13 protein-coding genes and 1 pseudogene are annotated in these 18,067 nt (G+C 65.8%); 4 read left to right on the top strand and 10 right to left on the bottom strand.

Translation table 11 applies throughout. The features are described from left to right. Positions 1 to 4: 4 nt before the first annotated feature. On the bottom strand, positions 5 to 1,387 hold the full coding sequence (locus Q322_RS0111975; protein WP_245593238.1) for a gluconeogenesis factor YvcK family protein: 1,383 nt from the start codon (positions 1,385 to 1,387) through the stop codon (positions 5 to 7). A 45-nt stretch (positions 1,388 to 1,432) separates the two neighbouring features. Next, the gene (gene rapZ, locus Q322_RS0111970) at positions 1,433 to 2,272 is read right to left on the bottom strand and encodes an RNase adapter RapZ (RefSeq protein WP_029478149.1); all 840 of its coding nucleotides are present in this window, start codon (positions 2,270 to 2,272) and stop codon (positions 1,433 to 1,435) included. A gap of 358 nt (positions 2,273 to 2,630) precedes the next feature. Here rapZ and Q322_RS0111965 point away from each other — a divergent pair, with 358 nt between their 5' ends. Beyond that, positions 2,631 to 3,122 (top strand): hypothetical protein, encoded by a 492-nt coding sequence (locus Q322_RS0111965; RefSeq protein ID WP_029478148.1) that lies wholly within the window; start codon positions 2,631 to 2,633, stop codon positions 3,120 to 3,122. A 70-nt stretch (positions 3,123 to 3,192) separates the two neighbouring features. On the opposite strand, the gene metG is transcribed toward Q322_RS0111965, so the two are convergent. The 3 genes from metG to Q322_RS0111950 all read right to left on the bottom strand — a co-directional run bounded on the left by metG (position 3,193) and on the right by Q322_RS0111950 (position 8,001). Next, on the bottom strand, positions 3,193 to 5,193 hold the full coding sequence (gene metG / locus Q322_RS0111960) for a methionine--tRNA ligase (RefSeq protein ID WP_029478147.1): 2,001 nt from the start codon (positions 5,191 to 5,193) through the stop codon (positions 3,193 to 3,195). 544 nt (positions 5,194 to 5,737) lie between these two features. Next, entirely contained in the window at positions 5,738 to 6,949 is a 1,212-nt protein-coding gene (locus Q322_RS0111955; RefSeq protein ID WP_029478146.1) for a vWA domain-containing protein, read from the bottom strand. Between the two features lie 89 nt (positions 6,950 to 7,038). Then, entirely contained in the window at positions 7,039 to 8,001 is a 963-nt protein-coding gene (locus Q322_RS0111950) for a hypothetical protein (RefSeq protein WP_029478145.1), read from the bottom strand. A gap of 88 nt (positions 8,002 to 8,089) precedes the next feature. On the opposite strand from Q322_RS0111950, the gene Q322_RS0111945 reads away from it, so the two are divergent. Next, complete coding sequence (locus tag Q322_RS0111945) at positions 8,090 to 9,961, top strand: HRDC domain-containing protein (RefSeq protein ID WP_029478144.1); 1,872 nt, start codon at positions 8,090 to 8,092, stop codon at positions 9,959 to 9,961. 66 nt (positions 9,962 to 10,027) lie between these two features. Here the strand turns inward: Q322_RS0111945 and Q322_RS0111940 are convergent, their stop codons facing one another. The 5 genes from Q322_RS0111940 to uvrA form a co-directional block, all read right to left on the bottom strand. Further along, positions 10,028 to 10,831 carry a GNAT family N-acetyltransferase gene (locus Q322_RS0111940; RefSeq protein ID WP_029478143.1) on the bottom strand — a complete coding sequence of 268 codons (804 nt, stop codon included), beginning with the start codon at positions 10,829 to 10,831 and terminating at the stop codon, positions 10,028 to 10,030. Between the two features lie 67 nt (positions 10,832 to 10,898). After that, positions 10,899 to 11,336 (bottom strand): disulfide bond formation protein B, encoded by a 438-nt coding sequence (locus tag Q322_RS0111935; protein ID WP_029478142.1) that lies wholly within the window; start codon positions 11,334 to 11,336, stop codon positions 10,899 to 10,901. Between the two features lie 10 nt (positions 11,337 to 11,346). Further along, positions 11,347 to 12,060, bottom strand: coding sequence for a DsbA family protein (locus tag Q322_RS0111930; RefSeq protein WP_029478141.1), 714 nt, complete (start codon positions 12,058 to 12,060; stop codon positions 11,347 to 11,349). 66 nt (positions 12,061 to 12,126) lie between these two features. Beyond that, on the bottom strand, positions 12,127 to 12,909 hold the full coding sequence (locus Q322_RS0111925) for a hypothetical protein (RefSeq protein ID WP_156953025.1): 783 nt from the start codon (positions 12,907 to 12,909) through the stop codon (positions 12,127 to 12,129). Then, the gene (uvrA, locus tag Q322_RS0111920; protein WP_029478139.1) at positions 12,906 to 15,947 is read right to left on the bottom strand and encodes an excinuclease ABC subunit UvrA; all 3,042 of its coding nucleotides are present in this window, start codon (positions 15,945 to 15,947) and stop codon (positions 12,906 to 12,908) included. Before uvrA ends, Q322_RS0111925 begins: the two co-directional genes overlap by 4 nt. Before the next feature lie 419 nt (positions 15,948 to 16,366). On the opposite strand from uvrA, the gene obgE reads away from it, so the two are divergent. Both obgE and Q322_RS0111910 read left to right on the top strand, forming a co-directional pair. Beyond that, a complete protein-coding gene (gene obgE / locus Q322_RS0111915) occupies positions 16,367 to 17,707 on the top strand; it encodes a GTPase ObgE (RefSeq protein ID WP_029478138.1) in 1,341 nt (446 codons plus the stop codon). A 101-nt stretch (positions 17,708 to 17,808) separates the two neighbouring features. Then, a pseudogene (locus Q322_RS0111910) lies at positions 17,809 to 18,067 on the top strand (transposase); the annotation flags it as partial.

Here is an 18,067-nt window from a genome sequence, read left to right as displayed (position 1 = left end):
AGGGCTAATTCTGGAGGCGGCGGCGCGGGGTCTGGGTCAGCAGTGCCCCGGCCAGCGCCACTGGATCGTGGCGGGCCTGACCGGGTTGCAGCAGCGGCAGGATCACGGCAGATCCGCTCAGGTTCCGGCTGACCCCGTCCAGATTCAGCAGGTGCGCGCCCGCTGCCGCGTAATGCTCGACGACTTCGGGCGGCAGCGTGGCATTGTTGACCAGCACGCAGTCGGGGGTGCGGCCCAGGTGGCGGGTGATGGCGCGCACATGGCCCTCCAGGCCCAGGCCGTCGGTCTCGCCGGGTTCGGTCATCAGGCTGGCCACATAGATCAATGGGGCCGCCGACTCGCGCACGGCGTGGGCAATCTGCGGCACCAGCAGCGCCGGAATGATGCTGGTGAACAGGCTGCCCGGCCCCAGCACGATCTGCTCGGCGTCGCGGATGGCGTCCAACACCGGGGGGAGCGCGGGCAGGTCCGGGGGGTCCAGCGTCACGCTCAGGATGCGGGCGCTGCCCACCGAGGGCGCAAATTTGCTCTCGCCGCGAATCACCCGTCCGTCGCTCAGGTGGGCCACCAGGGTGGCGGGCGCGGTGGTCGCCGGGAAGACCTGACCGCGAATCCGCAGAACGTCGTGAATATCCTTCATGGCCCTGGCCAGCCCGCCCTCCTCCTCGCTGAGGGTGGCGAGCATCAGATTGCCAAAGGTGTGGCCCGCAATGCCGTCGCCGCGCGTGAAGCGGTGCAGCAGCAGCCGGGCCATCACCGGGCTGTCGCTGAGGGCCGCGTAGCAGTCGGTCAGGTCGCCAGGGGCGATCATATCCAGCGACTCGCGCAGCCGCCCGCTGCTGCCGCCGTCATCCGAGACGGTCACGATGGCCGTGGTGTGGGCGCTGTGGGGCCGCAGGCCGGTCAGCAGGTTGGACAGACCCGTGCCGCCGCCCACCGCCACGATCCGGGAACCGCGCGACAGAGTGCGCCGCTCGTAGATCAGGTCCAGGGCCGTGCCGGGCACGGTGCCGGTGCCGCGCAGGATCGAGCGGTTGAGCATGGCGATGCTGAAAAACGCGCCGATCAGCGCCAGCGCCATGACCGCCATGCCAGTGACATGCAGCGGGAGAACCCCCGGACTGGCCAGGGCATTTAGGGACAGAATCCAGCGGGTGGCGACGAAATGCAGCGGCCCGGTCCAGGTGAAGTGCAAGAAACCCACCGCGCCGACGAAGGTGCAGACCATGAACAGCGCCAGCCAGCGCTTGACGCCCATGCCCGGCGCGAGCCACACGCGGGCGCGGCGGCTGGCGTATTGCCCGCCCCGGACCGCCCGCCGCCGCACCGCACTGGCCCGGCCTGACGAGGCCAGGGGATGGTCGTCCAGCAGGGGCGGATCGCTCATGGCCGCCGCCTACGGGCCGCTGAGGTAGTAACTGGCCCCCTCACCTCAACTCGCCTCCAGTTTCATATCACGGTGGTAGGCCACCTCCACGTTCAGGTCCTTCAGGTCGCCGGCCAGTCGGTCCGTCACGGCCACGGCACGGTGCTGGCCGCCGGTGCAGCCGATGCCCACGGTGTAGCCGTGCCGCCCGCCCGCCCGCGCCCGCTCGGCGGCGGTCCGCACGAAGCCGCGCAGCTCGCCGTAAAACCCCTCGGCATCCTCGTTCTGGAACACGTAGTCTGCCACATCTTTTTCCAGACCAGTCCGGGGACGCAGGGCCGGGTCGTAATAGGGATTGGGCAGCGAGCGCACGTCCAGCACCAGATCCACATCGCGCGGCGGCGCATGCTTGAACCCAAACGATACCAGCCGCAGATGAAAATCGTGTTCCAGACGGTACAGCCGCAGCACCCGCTCGGCCAGTTCCTTGGCACTCAGGTCAGTGGTGTCGATCACCGTGTCGGCAATCGAGCGCAGCGGCGCGAGCAGCTCCCGCTCGCGGGCAAAGTCCACCAGCAGGGTGTCCCCCAGCGGATGTTCGCGGCGGGTCAGGTTGTAGCGCTGGAGCAGCACTTCTGCCGTGGCCTCCAGGAACAGCACCCGCAGGTCCTCGCGGCGGCGCGACAGGCGCAGGTAACTGGACTCCAGCGCCTCCAGGAAATCGCGGGTGCGCGCGTCGGTGCTGATGGCCACCCGGGTCAGGCCGCGCGCCGTCGCCAGATCGTGCATGGACCCCCAGAGTTCCGGCGGCAAGTTGTCGGTGGTAAAGAACCCCGCGTCCTCCAATGTTCGCAACACCGTACTCTTGCCACTGCCCGACAATCCCGAAACCACGATGAACGGCATACGGTCAGTGTATAGGGTTGCCGGGAACTTCGGCCATGAGTCCTGCCGATCATGGTGCCAACTGGTCCTGACCACCACTGATCATGGTGCGGTCACGATGTGTTTTTTAAGGTGTTCTCAAGCGAGGGAACAGGCCATCCGCCAGCAGCTGGCGGGCCGCTCCCTGCGCCAAGGAGAAGACCATGAAACCACTGAATGTTGCCCTGCTACTGACCACTGCCCTGAGCCTCGCTGCCTGTGGAGGCGGCGGCACAACACCCTGCCTCCGACCACCAACGCCTTCAAGACCTACCGGCAACTGACCACCACCATCAACAGCACGGCGGCGCTCGATGGCCGCGTCCGTTCGGACGGGAACGTGAACACCACCGATAGCAACATCTATGTCGGCGACAGCACCGATGTTCCCAACGCCGTCTACCGCAGCTTCCTGAGCTTCGATCTGAGCAGTCTCCTGGCGGCCCTGACCAGCAGCAATGTCCTGTCGGCAACCCTGACGGCCCGTCAACGCTTGGTGCTGGGGACGCCCTACTCCAGTCTAAATGTGGGGAGCAGCTACCTGCTTGTGGATCACGTGATCTACGGGGCCGTCCTGAGCGCCAGCGACTTCGATGCGCCGGTTCTGAGTGCGCAGGGCAATTTCATCACCACTGCCACCATCGGCAACTACTCCAAGTCGATGTTGAGCGCCGTGAAGGCCGATCTCAGCGCCAACCGCACCCGCACGCAGTACCGTCTGCGCTTCGCCAGGCAGACCAACGGAGACGGCAGTGCCGACCTCGTTCACATCTATGCGAGCGACAACGCCACCGACAAGCCCCGCCTGGAAATCACCTACCTGATTCCATAAGCGTCCACCCAAAACGAAAGCCGCCGGAAGTCCTTTAACAGACTTCCAGCGGCTTCTTTGTTTGAAAGCCTCAGCGCACCTTCGTCCCGCTCGGCAGGTCTTGCGTCAGGCCCACCAGATCCAGGTTGCCCGCGTCGTCCTCGGCGGCCAGGATCATGCCCTGGGACTCGATGCCGCGCAGTTTGGCGGGCCTCAGGTTCGCCACCAGAATCACCTTGCGGCCCACCAATGCCTCCGGCTCGTACCACTTGCGGATGCCGCTGACCACCGTGCGCGTTTCCTGGCCCAGTTTGACGGTCAGCTTGAGCAGCTTGTCGGCCTTCGCCACCGCCTCGCAGGCGATCACTTCCGCCACCCGCAGGTCGATGCGGGCGAAGTCGTCGATGGAAATCAGGGCCTCTGTTTCGGCAGGGGTGGCGCTGGCGACGGGCGCGGCAGGCTCGGCAACGGCACTCACGACTTTCTTCTCCTTCTGGATAGGCTGCTGGGGCTTGCCCGGCTTTTCCTTGCCTGCCTCCTGCTCCGGCTTAGGAAACAGGATCGGCCCGCCTGGCACGCGGGTGCCCGCCGGGATCAGTCCCCAGGCTCCGGCCAGGGCGTAGGTCTGTCCGCCCAGCCCCAGTTGGGCGCGCAGCTCGCGGGCCTTGCTGGGAATCACGGCCTCCAGACACACCGAGGCCACGCGCAGCCCCTCGGCAGCGGTGTACAGCACGGTGTCCAGACGGCGGGCGGTGTCCTCAGACTTCGCCAGATTCCACGGCGCACTCTCGGCGATGTAGCGGTTCAGATCCCGCACGAAGTTCATGGCGGCCTCGATGGCCATATTGATCTTGAGGTCATCCACCAGCCCCAGAATCTGACCCGGCAGGGCCAGCGCCGCCGCCTCAATCTCGCGCTCGCGTTCGTTCGGCTCGTGTGCGGCGGGCAGCACGCCGCCCCGGTACTTGTGGATCATGCTCACGGTGCGCGACAGCAGGTTGCCCAGATCGTTGGCCAGATCGCTGTTCAGGCGCGACACCAGAATGCCCTCGCCGTAGGGGCTGTCTGCGCCCAGCGACGCCTCGCGCAGCAGGGTGTAGCGGATGGCGTCCACCGGGAAATCGTTGACCAGTTGCTGCGGGTCAATCGCGTTGCCCAGCGACTTGCCCATCTTGCGCCCGTCCTCGGCCAGGATGTGGCTATGCACCACCAGCTTGCGGTACAGCGGCAGTCCCGCCGCCCGCAGCATGGTGGGCCAGAAAACCGCGTGCGGCTTGAGGATGTCCTTGCCAATCACGTGCCACGCCAGCCCGCTGACCGTCTCGGCCCCACGTCCGCTCGCCACGAAGGGCGTCAGGTACGACAGCAGGGCGTCGAACCACACATAGGTAACGTGATCGGCGTCCCACGGCAGCTCGATGCCCCACGGCACCCGGCTTTTCGGGCGGCTGATGCTCAGGGGACCTATCGGCTCCGAGAGCATTTCCAGCACCTCGTTGCGGTATCCGGCGGGCTGGATCAGCGTCGGATTGGCCCTCAGGGTGTCCAGCAACCAGTCCTGATACTTTTCCATCTTGAAGAAGTAATTGGCCTCGCGGCGCAGTTCGGGCGCGTCGCGGTCACCGGGGTAGCGGCGCACGCCGTCCGCGCCCTCCACCAGTTCCTTGTCGGTCACGTAGCGTTCCGCGCCCACCGAGTACAGGCCCTCGTACTCGGCGAAGTAGATGTCACCGGCGTCGTAGACGCGCTGCAAGACGCCCTGCACGAACTTCTTGTGGCGCTGGGACGTGGTGCGGATAAAGGCGTCGTAGCTGATGTCCAGCCGGTCCCACAGGCCCCGGAAGGCGCGGTCACTCAGATCGTCCACCAGTTCCTGCGGCGTGACCCCGGCCTTGGCGGCGGCCTTGCTGATCTTCTCGCCGTGTTCGTCGGTGCCCATCACAAAAGTCACGTCACGCCCCGCCAGCCGCTGATAGCGCGCGATGGCGTCGCCCAGAATCTTCTCGTAAACGTGCCCGATGTGCGGCTCGCCGTTGGCGTAGTCGATGGCGGTGGTGATAAAAAATTCGTTGCTCTGCTTGCTGTCGCTCATGGTATTCCCTTCCTTTCCACCCGGCACCTGGAGGTGCAGCGCCCTGATGAGAGGCGGGGCGGACAACCTGCACAGAATACGGAAAAAATGGCGAGCGGGGTGCGTCTCGTCGAAGAGTCGCACCCCGCCTGAAGCCCCGGAACGCTCAGGGGCGCGGGGGCATTCGCATCATCACGGTCTGGGAAAGGCTGATGATCATGGGTAGAGTTTAGCGCGCCGGGAACGGGAGAGGGGGAACGGCACGGAGGCGGGGAGCAGAGCCGTCAGCCGATCCCGAGAAGCACCGTTCACGATTGTTCGCCGTTCCTCCAGATGGCCCTTCGGCCCGCATCACTACGGACGCCGCCTTTTCCTCCCACCGCCCAAAGCATTGATCTGAATGACAGCGTCAGCAAAAAGGACTTCTGATGCTTCCACTCTCCAAAACGCTCGGTGAAATCGACTCACTGTCTTGGGCAGAACAGACGGTCGTCATGAACAGACGTCCATGAGGACGCTTGCCCGCCCATTCGGTCGAAAGCGAACAACTCTTTTGACAAATGCTTTAGTTCACCAGTTTCGTCTTGTTGGTCACGAAGTCCATCAGCACGTACTGGCCGATGTTCTGCGGCGTGGTGAAGTACGCCTTGCCGCGCGTCATTTCACTGACGCGGCGCACAAAGCCCACCAGTTCGGGATCGCGGGCCAGCATAAAGGTGTTGACCTGAATGCCGCTTCTGCGGCAGGCGGCCACCTCGCGCAGGGTTGCGCCCAGCACGTAGGGGTCCAGACCGTAGGCGTTCTTGTAGATGCGTCCGTCCGGCAGCGTCAGGGCGCTGGGCTTGCCGTCGGTGATCATCACGATCTGCTTCATGTCCTTGTTCTCGCGCTTCAGCAGTTGCTGGGCCAGCCTCAAGCCGCCCGCCGTGTTGGTGTGGTACGGCCCGATCTGCGCCTGCGCCAGCTTGCTTACGGGGACTTCCTCGGCACTGTCGTGAAACAGCACGAATTTCACGGTGTCGCTGGGGTACTGCGTGCGGATCAGGTGGGCCAGCGCCAGCGCCACCTGCTTGGCCGGGGTAAAGCGGTCCTCGCCGTACAGGATCATGGAGTGAGAGCAGTCCAGCAGCACAATGGTGGCCGCCGAGGAGTTGTACTCGGCCTGGCGGATCACCAGGTCCGACTCCTCCATGTTTTCCAGGCCCTTGCTCAGCACGTTGCCCAGGGTGGCGGTGGTGTCCAGATTCAGGGTGTCGCCGAACTCGTAGTTCTTGAGTTCGCCGGACATCTCCACACCGCTGGCGTACTCGCGGGTGTCGTGCGCGCCTGCGCTGCTGCGGCCCAGGCCGCCCATCAGGTCACGCAGAGACTTGTAACCTAAAAAGTCGATGCTCTTGTCGGTCAGTTGGAAGGTGGCCTCGCCGCCCTGGCCCGCGCCGCCCTGGCCATCCGGGTCATCGAATTCCTTGCGGATAAAGCCGTCCTGCTGCAATTTATCCATCAGGTTCTTGATCTGCTCGCCCAGCGCCGTGTCATGGATGTCTGCCGACTGCATGGCTTCCATCAGTTGTTCTTCGGGAATCATGTTGCGCTCGGCCAAGGCTTCCAGAATGGCGTCGAACAGGTCGTCCATGCTGGGGCGCGCGTTGGGGTCCGGGTCGTAGGGATCGTTCATGCCCTGCCCCAGCAAGGCTTCCTGGATCATCTGCATCAGCTCGCTGGAATCGAGTTGATCGAGTTCACCTTCAAACTTGCTGTACCGCGTGATGCGCGCCATGTCGTGACCTCCGTGCGTTCAGCATGGCGCGTGTGGGGCACAGCGTTTGTAAGACGGGGCGCGGTAGATGGGGCCGGAGGGACGGCCAGTTAGGGCAATTTGGCAATTGTGGTCTGATTAGCGGTCATGGTTACTTTGACCTGCACGCCTTCCGTTTCAATGGCCAGGTTCATGACCAGATGGGTGTGCTGGGTGGACGGGCCAGGCAGGCCGTCGGCGCGGTAGGTGTGGGTGCCTCTCACCCGTGCTCCAGTCAGGTCGATGCTAAAGCTGGACATTTCGCCGACGCCGCCAGTCTCGACGGTCCACGGGCTGAGCTTGCTGTTTTGGCTGAAGGCGTGCAGACCCTGGGCATTGAGACCGCCATAAGTGGTGATGGTGGTGGCACTCAGCGGGCTGGCCTGGACCTTGCTGAACAGCTCCGGGAGTTCGGCCTGACTGGCAAAGGCGCTGAACAGACCCGACAGAACGCCGCTGATGGTCATCTTGTGATTCTGGGAATAGGCCTGACCAGGCGTCAGCGGTTGCCCATAGACTCCGGAAAAGTTGTACCCGTTCTGATCGGCCAGTTGTTCAAGCCGGTCCGCTGTGTACCTGGCAAGGGCGGCGTTCAAGATCTCATTGTCGCTCCCGAACTTCAGGCCGCTGATCCTGCCGTCACGGGCCACCGTCTGCGTGATTTCCAGTGAGATGGGCATTTCACCCGGCTCGCTCTGGATCGTGCTGGTCAGCAGGGTCACGCTGCCGTCTGCGGCCCGGCCCGTGACGCGGCATAACAGTTTCCCGCTTGCCGTGGTCCTCGCTCCGGGTCCTATGCCCGCCGTGACGGCTTTCCTGATCTCGGCCAGCTCGTCCGCCGACCTATCCGAACCAGGCAGCGCCGTGACCCGCACGTTGGAAAACGTGGTCCGGCTGGTGGTGGTGGTGACCAGTTCCAGAGACGTTCCCACCGGAGCGCTGAGGGTCAGGACCGGGACCGGGGTGGACAGACTCCTTACCTGAGCAGAGGCGGCGGAAAACAGCAGCGCGGCGAACAGCAGGAGGGGCTTCATGCTTCCAGGGTACGGGCTGCGCCGTCTGAACATCACCACATCTGCCTTCCCGCAGCCCCTGGGCCACGCGTGCGGCACAATAGGGCGCATGACCACTTCTCCATCTTCATCCCGCCCCGATGCCCGGCTGGTCCGCCTGCACGCCGAACGCGGCGACCCGCACGCCCGCCTTTCCTCTGCCCTGGCAGCGCTGGAGGGCGCGGACTGGGGTCTGCTGCTGCCCGGCGAGGCGGCGCTGGCCCGGCAACTGGCCGCCCACCTGGGCCAGGGAACGTTGCGGGTGGATTCGCGGCTGCGCCTGAACCGTGACTTCCTGGCCGTGGCCGGACTGGCCGCCGCGCCGCTGGACGGCGACTGGCGCGGGGCGAAGGGCGTGTGGCTGCTGGAGCCGGAAGCCGGGGACATCGAACGCGCCCGGAGGGCCGGGGTGCCGGTGATCGCCGACGCCACCCTGGCCCCCGGCGGCGGCTGGCTGAGCGCGGGCGCAGAATTGATCGTGTACCGCGACGGGGCTACCCTGACTGGCCACGGTGACGTGTCGCTGGCCGTGCTGTTCGGCGCGGACGTGGCCCCGGACCCCGTGACCGATCCCCCCGGCGAACTGAGCGTGGCCCTGGCCCTGCGCGACGTGTCCACCCTGCCGCTGCGGCTGGCCCGCGCGGCGCGCACCGTGTCTACCCTCGCAGACCGGCTGGGAGGCGCGGCACAGGGCGCTGGCCCCACCGCCCTGCTGCTGGCCCCAGACGCCGCCCCCGACACCGCCCAGCCCGCCGGAGGCGTGCAGGCCGCCGCCCGCAGCGTGCCCGCCGGGGTCATCCTGACCCCCGGTCTGGAGGACGTGGACACAGTGCTGGCCTTGCTGTACGGAGCGTCAGAACAGGGCGAACGCGAGGAGAGGCCACGGGCCAGTCCGTCCTCGCTGCCGCCAGAACAAGCCCGCGAGGACGGCGAGTCGCGCCAGGGCCGCAATGACAGCCGCCGCGAGCGGGATGGACGGCGCGATTCCAGACCACGTCAGGAGGGGCGGGGCGACTCTCGGCAGGATTTCCGCCAGGGCAACCGTCCAGAGCGGGGCGAGCGGCCCAGCAGGCCCAATCCGAGTGAGGCCAGCCGGGCCGAGTCAGGTTCAGCCCAGCCCAACCTCGCCCAGCCCAATCCAGCTCAGCCCAATCCAGCTCAGCCCAATCCAGCTCAGCCCAGTCCGGCTCAGCCCAGTCCGGCTCAGCTCAATCCAGGCCAGTCCAGTCCGGCCCAATCCATTCAAATGCAGTCTGCTTCCACCGAAGCCAGCGCCCCCGAACGCTTCACCTTCGAGGCCCCCGCCGCCTCTGCCCCGGCTGCCCCGGAATCACCGCCGTCACAACCTGAGGAAAGCTGGGAGCCGGAGATCGTCTACAGCGACCTGGAGCGCCCACCCGTGCGCCTGCCCACGCCGGTCAGCTCCGGCCCAGACGCCACGCCGCTGGACGCCGGGGTGCCGGACGTGCGCCACCAGCCCGAGCGCACACCCGCGCCGGAGGACCACGACGCGCCGGACAGGACGCCCGACACAGCCGATTCGGCTCAGGAAGCCGCCGCGTCCGAAGCCCTGGCCCCGGCCCAGCAGACACAGCCCCCCCGGCGCGGCAGCGGACGGCAGCGCCAGCCCCGCCAGGAGGCGCGGGAGGCCCCCGACGCAGCGCCGATCATCCTGCCCCCCGATCTGCCCGCCGCCAAGGAAGACCCCGCCGCCAACCTGAGTGACGAGCAGGCCGCCGTCTACGCCCGCCTGCGCGAGTGGCGCAACGCCGAGGCCAAGCGGCAGGAAATCAGCCGCTTCATCATTGCCAGCAACGCCACCCTGGCCGAGATCGCCCGCCGCGTGCCGTACACCGACGCGGACTTGCAGGCCGTCAAGGGCATGGGGCCGGAGCGCATGAAGAAGTACGGCGACAAGATTCTGGAGGTGGTGCGGGGCTGAGTTAAAGCTTGCCCCGCCCAGCCCTCTTCCCCGTGGAGAGGGCTTTTTGCGGTCAGCGGTTCAGGCTCAATCCCGCGCTTTGAAATACATCTGTGTCGCCATCAGTCGGGAGCCGTGCTTGTCGAAAACGCGGCGCATGGCTGAGTTCTCGGCTTCCGTCCCTCCATCGTGGCGCGCGAATTTTCGAGCCGCCAGCGCCAGCAGGTGCGCGTGCAGGTGGGTCCCCAGGCCCTGGCCACGAGATTGGGGCAGCACGCCGATCAGGTTGATACTGGCGGTATCCGGGCGTCCGCCGGGGCCAGTCGCGCCCAGGGCGGCAGGTGAACCGTCCGCCCCGGCCAGGGCGATCAAGGTCCAGTCCTCCGAGGGTTCGAGGTGCGGCTGACCGAGCTGTTCCAGCAGTTCACGAATATCGGGCCGGTTCGCATCAACGCTCTGTGCCTGCGGGTCCAGCGGGTACGAACGAGCGCGCAGGTCCGTTTCATAGACGACATGCCGACTGTCCAGCACCCATCCGGCGGCCTCGAAGGGAGCAGCACGAAGCGAGGCGAGATTGCTGTCCAGGAGGAGGCTCTGTCCGGGCGCAGCCTGCTCACGGACCGCGCGGGCCAGCGCCATGACCGCCTCTTCCGGCACATCGGACCGCAGGTGCGGAAAGATTGGAATCTGGGCCAGTGCATTGATCAGCGTATGGCCCTCTACGCCACGCTCCGAGCGGAGGATCAGGGTGTTCTCCAGCTTGAACTGCCCCCCGGCGAGGCGTTCGCGCAGGAAGTTCAGGCGTCTGGCCGCGTCCTCCCGGTCAGTAACCAGGGCAACGAGATCGGGCAGCGTTTCGGCGGTGGCGGGCTGGATGGTAAAGGTGTTCATGCGTGACCTCTGAAAAGAGCCACTGGGAAAAACGCTTCCAGTGGCTTGGGAGATGACGGTTTAAAATTCAGCTTCTGCGCCAGCTCAGCAGCGCGATGATCAGCGTGAAGGCGATCATGCTCAGCACTGGGATGGTCAGAATGGGATTCAGGCCCGACAGCGCGCCCGCGCCCCAGATGGGCCAGGGGGTGTTGCACGGCACCACGGTGGGGTCCACCAGGGCGCTGCACGCCCGCAGGGTGGGAATTACATTCCAGTCTTCCAGGTTCTGGATCAGGGCGATCACCCAGCCTGCCGCCGCCAGCGGCAGCACATAGCGGCGAATCTTCAGGTCACTGCCCAGCGCGGCGACGCCCAGAATCACGGCCAGCGGGTACATGGCGATGCGCTGATACCAGCACAGCACGCAGGGGCGGAAGCCCTGGACCTCGCTGAAGTACAGGCTGCCCAGCGTGGCGGCCAGCGCCACCAGCCAGGCCAGATACAGACGGTTGTCGCGGGTCATGGGGTGGGGGTCATTGCTGCGCGGCTTCGATGGCCCGGCCCACATCGGCGGCCAGAGCGCTGCCCTGCCCAGCCTCGTTGACCACCTGTTTGCCGTTGACGAACACGGTGGGCGTGGAATTCACCCCTGCGTCCGACGCCTGCTTCTCGCTGGCGTCCACGCGGGCGGCGGTGGCGTCGGAGTCCAGGCAGCCAGCAAATTTGGCCTGATCGATGCCCTCCACATTGCTCGCCAGATCCTTGAGGCGGGTCTTGGTGGCCCAGACGGTGGACTCGTCGCCCTGAGCGCGGAAGAGGATGCTCTTGTACGCGCCGAAGGCGGCGTTGCCACCCTCGTCATAGACGCACAGCGCCGCCTGCGCGGCCAGCTTGCTGTCATCAGTGGGCAGCTTGGCGAGTTCGGCCAGGAACGGCCAGACCAGGGTGTACATCTTGGCCTTGCCGCTATCCACATATTTGGTCTTGAGTTCCGGCTCGACGCTGGCCTCGAACTGCTTGCACGCCGGGCATTTAAAATCCTCGACGACTACCACGTTCACGGGGGCGTCGGCCTGGCCCGCGTAGGGCAGACCGTCCAGCTTGAAGTCGGCGCTCAGGCCCTTGCCCGCGCCCGCCGCCGGTTTGTCACGCACAGCAAAGAGGGCCAGCGCGATCAGCGCGACGGCGATCAATGTGCCGATCACCAGAATAATCTGGTTGGAGTTGTTGCCCTGAAGTCTGGTCATATGGCCCGGAGTTTAGCGCCCGGACGTGAGGCGTAACCGGGCGCTGGTCCTGGGAACGGCGGTCTATCAGGCCGGAAGGGCGGGCGCTTCAGCCTGCTGCGCCCGCCGCCGCAGCCACAGCCCGGCGAGTTGCCGCACCAGACTGAAACCCAGGCCAGCGATCATGGCGATCAGGGCCGAGCGCAGGAAGGTATCGTCGGACGGCAGCTTCAGGGTGGGATCGAACTTGGGGCCAAAGCGGGCCACCGCCAGGAGCGTTCCCGCAAACAGCAGCCCGGCAAACGGCAGCACCAGCACGCCCCCGGAGTGCTTGACCAGCAGCAGCGCCATCAGCGCGCCGCCCACCAGCGGCAGGATGATCAGCCACTGCGCCGGAGGCGGTGTGGGACTGAGGTAGCCCAGCCCGCCCAGCAGCAGCGCCAGGTAGCCGAACCACCCGCCGAACTCGTCGGCCACGATCACCAGCGCCACCCACAGCAGCAGGCTGTTCTGCCACTCGCCGGGGGTCCACATGGTGTAGGCCAGCGCGCCCAGCACCGCCCAGCCACCCAGCAGGCGCAGAAAGGTCAGGAAGCGCGCGCGGTGGGGGCGCTCCTCCTCGGCCCGGCTGGGCAGCGGGATCAGCGGCGGCGCGGCGCGGGCGGGGGACGGGCGGCCCACATCCGGGTCACCGTCCTCTGCTAAAGATTTCGACAGATCAACCGTACTACTCACGTCGGGCCGCGCTACCACAGTCTGCTCCGCATCTGCCGCCGCCGAAGACGTCACTTCAGAGGCGGGCGGTGACTCGCCCTGGGCTTCGGTCGCGGGGTGCGGGTCAGATTGCTCGGGCGCGGGCGGTGTGGTCATGCTGCCCCCTTCTTAGCACGGGGCTTGCGGGCGGGGGCCGACAGGACCAGTTCGCGTTCCTCCTTCACAGCTTTTGCGGGCGCTGTTCTGACGGGCACGATCCCCGGCACCCGGCTCAGGTACTCGCCGGTGTAACTGGTGGGGTGCGCCGCCAGCTCCTCCGGCGTTCCGGTGGCGACGATGGTGCCACCGCGCACGCCGCCCTCCGGCCCCAGATCGATGAGGTGATCGGCGCGCTTCATCACGTCCAGATTGTGTTCAATGATCACCAGCGTGTTGCCGCCCTCGACCAGCCGGTCCAGCACTTCCATCAGCTTGCGGACGTCCTCAAAATGCAGCCCCGTGGTGGGTTCGTCCAGGATGTAGATGGTCTTACCCGTCGCCCGCTTGCTCAGTTCGGAGGCCAGCTTGATGCGCTGCGCCTCGCCCCCCGACAGCGTGGTGCTGGGCTGCCCGATCCGCATGTAGCCCAGGCCCACGTCCAGCAGCAACTGCATCCTGCGCTCGATGGTAGGAATCGCCTCGAAGAAGCTGTGGGCGTCCTCCACGGTCATGTCCAGCACGTCGCTGATGGTCTTGTGGTTGTACTTGACCTCCAGCGTTTCGCGGTTGTAACGCGCGCCCTTGCAGACCTCGCACGGCACGTAGATGTCGGGCAGGAAATTCATCTCGATCTTCATCACGCCGTCGCCCTTGCAGTGTTCGCAGCGCCCGCCCTTGACGTTAAACGAGAAGCGCCCGGCCAGATAACCGCGCCGACGCGCCTCGTTGGTGCGGGTGAACAGATCGCGGATCTCGGTGAAGACGCCGGTGTAGGTGGCCGGATTGCTGCGCGGCGTACGGCCAATCGGGGACTGGTCAATTTCGATGACCTTGTCCAGATGGTCCATGCCCTCTATCCGGTCATATTTGCCGGGGGTGGTCTTCGCGCCATTCAACTCGCGGGCCAGCGTGGCGTGCAGGATGTCGTGAATCAGGGTGCTCTTGCCGCTGCCGCTGGGGCCAGTCACCACGGTCATGATGCCCAGCGGAATCTCGGCATCCACGTCCTGAAGATTATGTTCGCGCGCGCCGAAGATCTTCAACTTCTTGCCGTTGCCGCGTCTGCGAGAAGTCGGTACGTCGATCTTCAGTTCGCCGCGCAGGTATTTTCCGGTCAGGCTGTGCTTATTCGCCTTGACCTCCTGCGGCGTGCCGACGGCCACCACCTCGCCGCCGTGGACGCCCGCCCCCGGCCCCATGTCCACCAGGTAATCGGCCTCCAGCATGGTGTCCTCGTCGTGTTCCACTACCAGCAGGGTGTTGCCCAGATCGCGCAGGTTCTTGAGGGTGCCGATCAAGCGCCCGTTGTCCTTGGGATGCAACCCGATGCTGGGTTCGTCCAGCACGTACAGCACACCCGTCAGACCCGAACCCACCTGAGTAGCAAGACGGATGCGTTGCGCCTCGCCGCCGGACAGCGTGTTGGCGGTGCGGTCTAACGACAGGTAATCCAGCCCCACATCCACCATGAACTTCAGGCGGGTGCGGATGGCCTTGAGGACGGGACCGGACACCGCCGCGCCAAAGGCGTTCTGCACATATTCGTAGTGGCGGGGCGCATGGGCGCGGGCCGTGCCGCCCAGATGGCCCTTCAGGAAAGGTGCGATGGCGTCGTGATTCAGGTGGCCGTCCTGCAAACTGCCGAAGAGGGCGTCCGCCTCCAGCACGCTCATGCCCCCCACCTGCGCGATGTTTAGGCCGCCCACGCGCACCGCCAGAATCTCGGGCTTGTAGCGCGTGCCGCCGCAGGTCGGGCACGGGCGCATTTCCATCAGTTCTTCCAGCTTCTCGCGCATGAAATCCGATTCGGTGTCGGCATAGCGGCGTTCCAGATTGGGCAGGACGCCCTCGAACTCGGTCATGAAGCGCATGGTTTCCTTGCCGCCCCGCTTGTAGACCACTTCAAAGGGCTGGCCGGGACCGTGCAGGACGGCCTTCTGCGCCACGGCAGACAGCTCGCGCCACGGCGTCTTGAGGCTGAAGTCCAGATGTTCGGCCAGCGCCTGCAACTTGTCCCAGTAGTAGATGCCGCCGCCCGTTCCCTTCTTGCTCCAGGGCAGAATCGCGCCCTCGGCAATGCTGAGCTTGTCGTCAATCACGCGGTCCGGCGAAAATTCGTTCTTGCTGCCCAGACCCGCACAGTCGCCGCACGCGCCGTAGGGGGAGTTAAACGAAAACGAGCGCGGCTCCAGCTCCTCCAGTACGCTGCCGTGTTCGGGGCAGGCGAACTTCTCGGAGTACAGCTCCTCGTGGGCCTCGCCGCCCTCGCCCCCGTCGGGCAGCAGGACGCGCAGCAGGCTCTCGCCCCGGCGCAGGCCGAGTTCCACGCTCTCGGCAATGCGGCTGCGGTCGGCCTCGCGCAACGTCACGCGGTCAATCACCACATCCACGTCGTGCTTCTCAAACTTTTCCAGCTTCAGCTTCTCGGCCTCGTCCAGTTCGTACAGGGTGCCGTCCACGCGCACACGGGCGTAGCCCTCGCGGCGCAGGTCGCCGAACAGTTTGCGGTACTCGCCCTTGCGCCCCCGCACCACCGGAGCAAGCAGAATGGCGCGCTTGTCGGCAAACTCGGTAATCAGGCGGTCTGTGATCTCACTGGGACTCTGTTTCTCGATCTTGCGCCCGCAGACGGGGCAGTACGGCGTGCCGACGCGGGCGTAGAGCAGGCGCAGGTAATCGTGGATCTCAGTCACGGTGCCCACCGTGCTGCGCGGGTTGTGGCTGGTGGTGCGCTGATCGATGGAGATGGCGGGCGACAGGCCGGTGATGCTCTCCACGTCCGGCTTTTCCATCAGGCCCAGGAACTGCCGCGCGTAGGCCGACAGGCTTTCCACGTAGCGGCGCTGGCCCTCGGCGTAGATGGTGTCGAAGGCCAGCGTACTCTTGCCGCTGCCCGACACGCCCGTAATCACGATAAATTGATCGCGCGGCAGCTCCACGGTGATGTCCTTGAGATTATGTTCCTTCGCGCCGCGCACCACTAGATTATTTTGCAAGAGGAATGCTCCCTTCTTTTCTTAGATTTTGTCAAAAGGCGCGGCCAACACGCACAATCGGGCCGCTGAGGATTCTGTCGGATGCGTAAGAGATACCAGGCTCTCCGCTCTGAAACGGGATATTCTAGCAGGTCGGGGCGGGATGGGGATAGGGCGGGAAAGGGACCCTGGATGTCGTGAATGGCGGTTGGGGTGAACTGGCACAGCTTCGCAGGAGGGGTCAAGTCGTGGGAGCTACCCAGCAGAACCAGAACAGCAACGGCCTCACCCCTTCCCCACCTCCGCACCCTGATAAGCTGCCCGGATGTTGCGGCCCCAGCGCCGCGCCCGCGTTCATGGCGGGCCGGAGGGCGCTGAGGGCGGTGGATGGGCGCGCGGACGGGGTGATTCCTGTCTGCGACGCGGAAAGGAGTGGGACTGTGGCGTTTCGGGATGTACTGAATATTGAAGTGAATGCGGGGAATGGCGGCGACGGAAGCATGAGTTTCCACCGCGCCAAATACATGGAAAAGGGCGGGCCGGACGGCGGCCACGGCGGGCGCGGGGGCAGCATCATCCTGCGGGCCATCGAGGGCGTGGAATCGCTGGAACGCCTGCTGGGCCGCCGCAAGTTCAAGGGGCCGAACGGCGCGTACGGCGAGGGCCGACTGCGGCAGGGCGGCGACGGCGAGGACATCTATATCGACGTTCCGGTGGGGACCACCGCCTTCGACGAGGACAGCGGCAAGGTCATCGCCGATCTGGTGCGCGTGGGCCAGGAAAAGGTGGTGGCGCGCGGGGGCTACGGCGGACGCGGCAACAGCACCTTTGCCAGCAGCACGCGGCAGGCCCCCCGCTTTGCGGAGCTGGGCACGCCGGGGCAAAAGCGCCGGGTGCGCCTGGAACTGCGCCTGATCGCCGACGTGGGGCTAGTGGGCTATCCCAACGCGGGCAAGAGCAGCCTGCTGGCCGCGCTCTCGCGGGCCAATCCGGCGATTGCCGAGTATCCGTTCACCACCCTCTCCCCCATTCTGGGCGTGGTGGACCGCGTGGACGAACACGGCAACCCGCTGGACGAGCGCTTCACGCTGGCCGATATTCCCGGCATCATCGAGGGAGCGTCGCTGGGCAAGGGGCTGGGGCTGGAGTTCCTGCGCCACATCAGCCGCACGCGCGTGCTGGTGTACGTGCTGGACGTGACCCGTGACCCGGTAGAGGAACTGCGCGCCTTGCAGGCCGAGCTGCGCGCCTATGACCCCACCTTGCTGGACAATATCGCCTTGATCGCGCTGAACAAGGTGGAACTGGTGGATGAGGACCTGGGCGTGATGGTGGAAGGCGAGCTGGCCGAGTTCGGCCTGCCCGTGCTGCGCGTGAGCGCCAGGGAGGGCAACGGCCTAGGCAGCCTGCGCGAGACGCTGTTCCAGATGATGCCGGACCGGGAAATGTGGGCGCAGCAAAACGCTCTGGAAATCGAATCCGACGAGGTCCGCGAGGAAGCCCTGAGCGTGACTTTCCGCGAGGACCCCCCGGCCAGGGGCGTGGGCATCGTCACCACCGGCGAGAACGAACGTGTCTGGGAGATCCACGGGGGCGGTTTTGAGGAACGCATCTCGCGCTTCTCGCGCTACATGGAAGACGCCGCCGAGTATCTGGGCGGGGTGTTTAAACGCCAGGGGCTGTACAACGCCCTGCGGCGGGCCGGGGCGCGCGAGGGCGACACCGTGGAAATCGGCAGCTTCCGCTTCGAGTATTTCGACGACGAGGCCGAGAAAAACTGACGATCAAAGGGGACGGGGCAAAGTACGCGGTTCAGTCCCTTCTCCTGACGGCCTGACACAAAGTATGAGAAAGCGTCCCCGGTAGGGGACACTTTCTACCTGTGACAACCGAAAATGCCACCGGGGACGCGCCCCGACTTTATCAAGCCGTCTTCGCCCACCTCCAGCGTGGGTTGTGGAATGACGTCCGCAACGCCCACACGCTGGCTTGGATGGTCACGGGCCTGCTGCTCTCCCAGCGTAGTTCCATCCCCGCCTGGCTCCCTTACATTCACTCCCGTGCCACGTTCGCCCAGAGCACCGAACGCCGAGTTCGTCGGTGGCTGGAGAATCCAACCATAGACCCCACCAGCATTTACG

The sequence above is a fragment of the Deinococcus frigens DSM 12807 genome (genome assembly GCF_000701425.1).
Lineage (GTDB): Bacteria > Deinococcota > Deinococci > Deinococcales > Deinococcaceae > Deinococcus > Deinococcus frigens.
The sequence above is the reverse complement of the archived record's forward strand: the minus strand, read 5'-3'. Positions and strand labels throughout refer to the sequence as shown.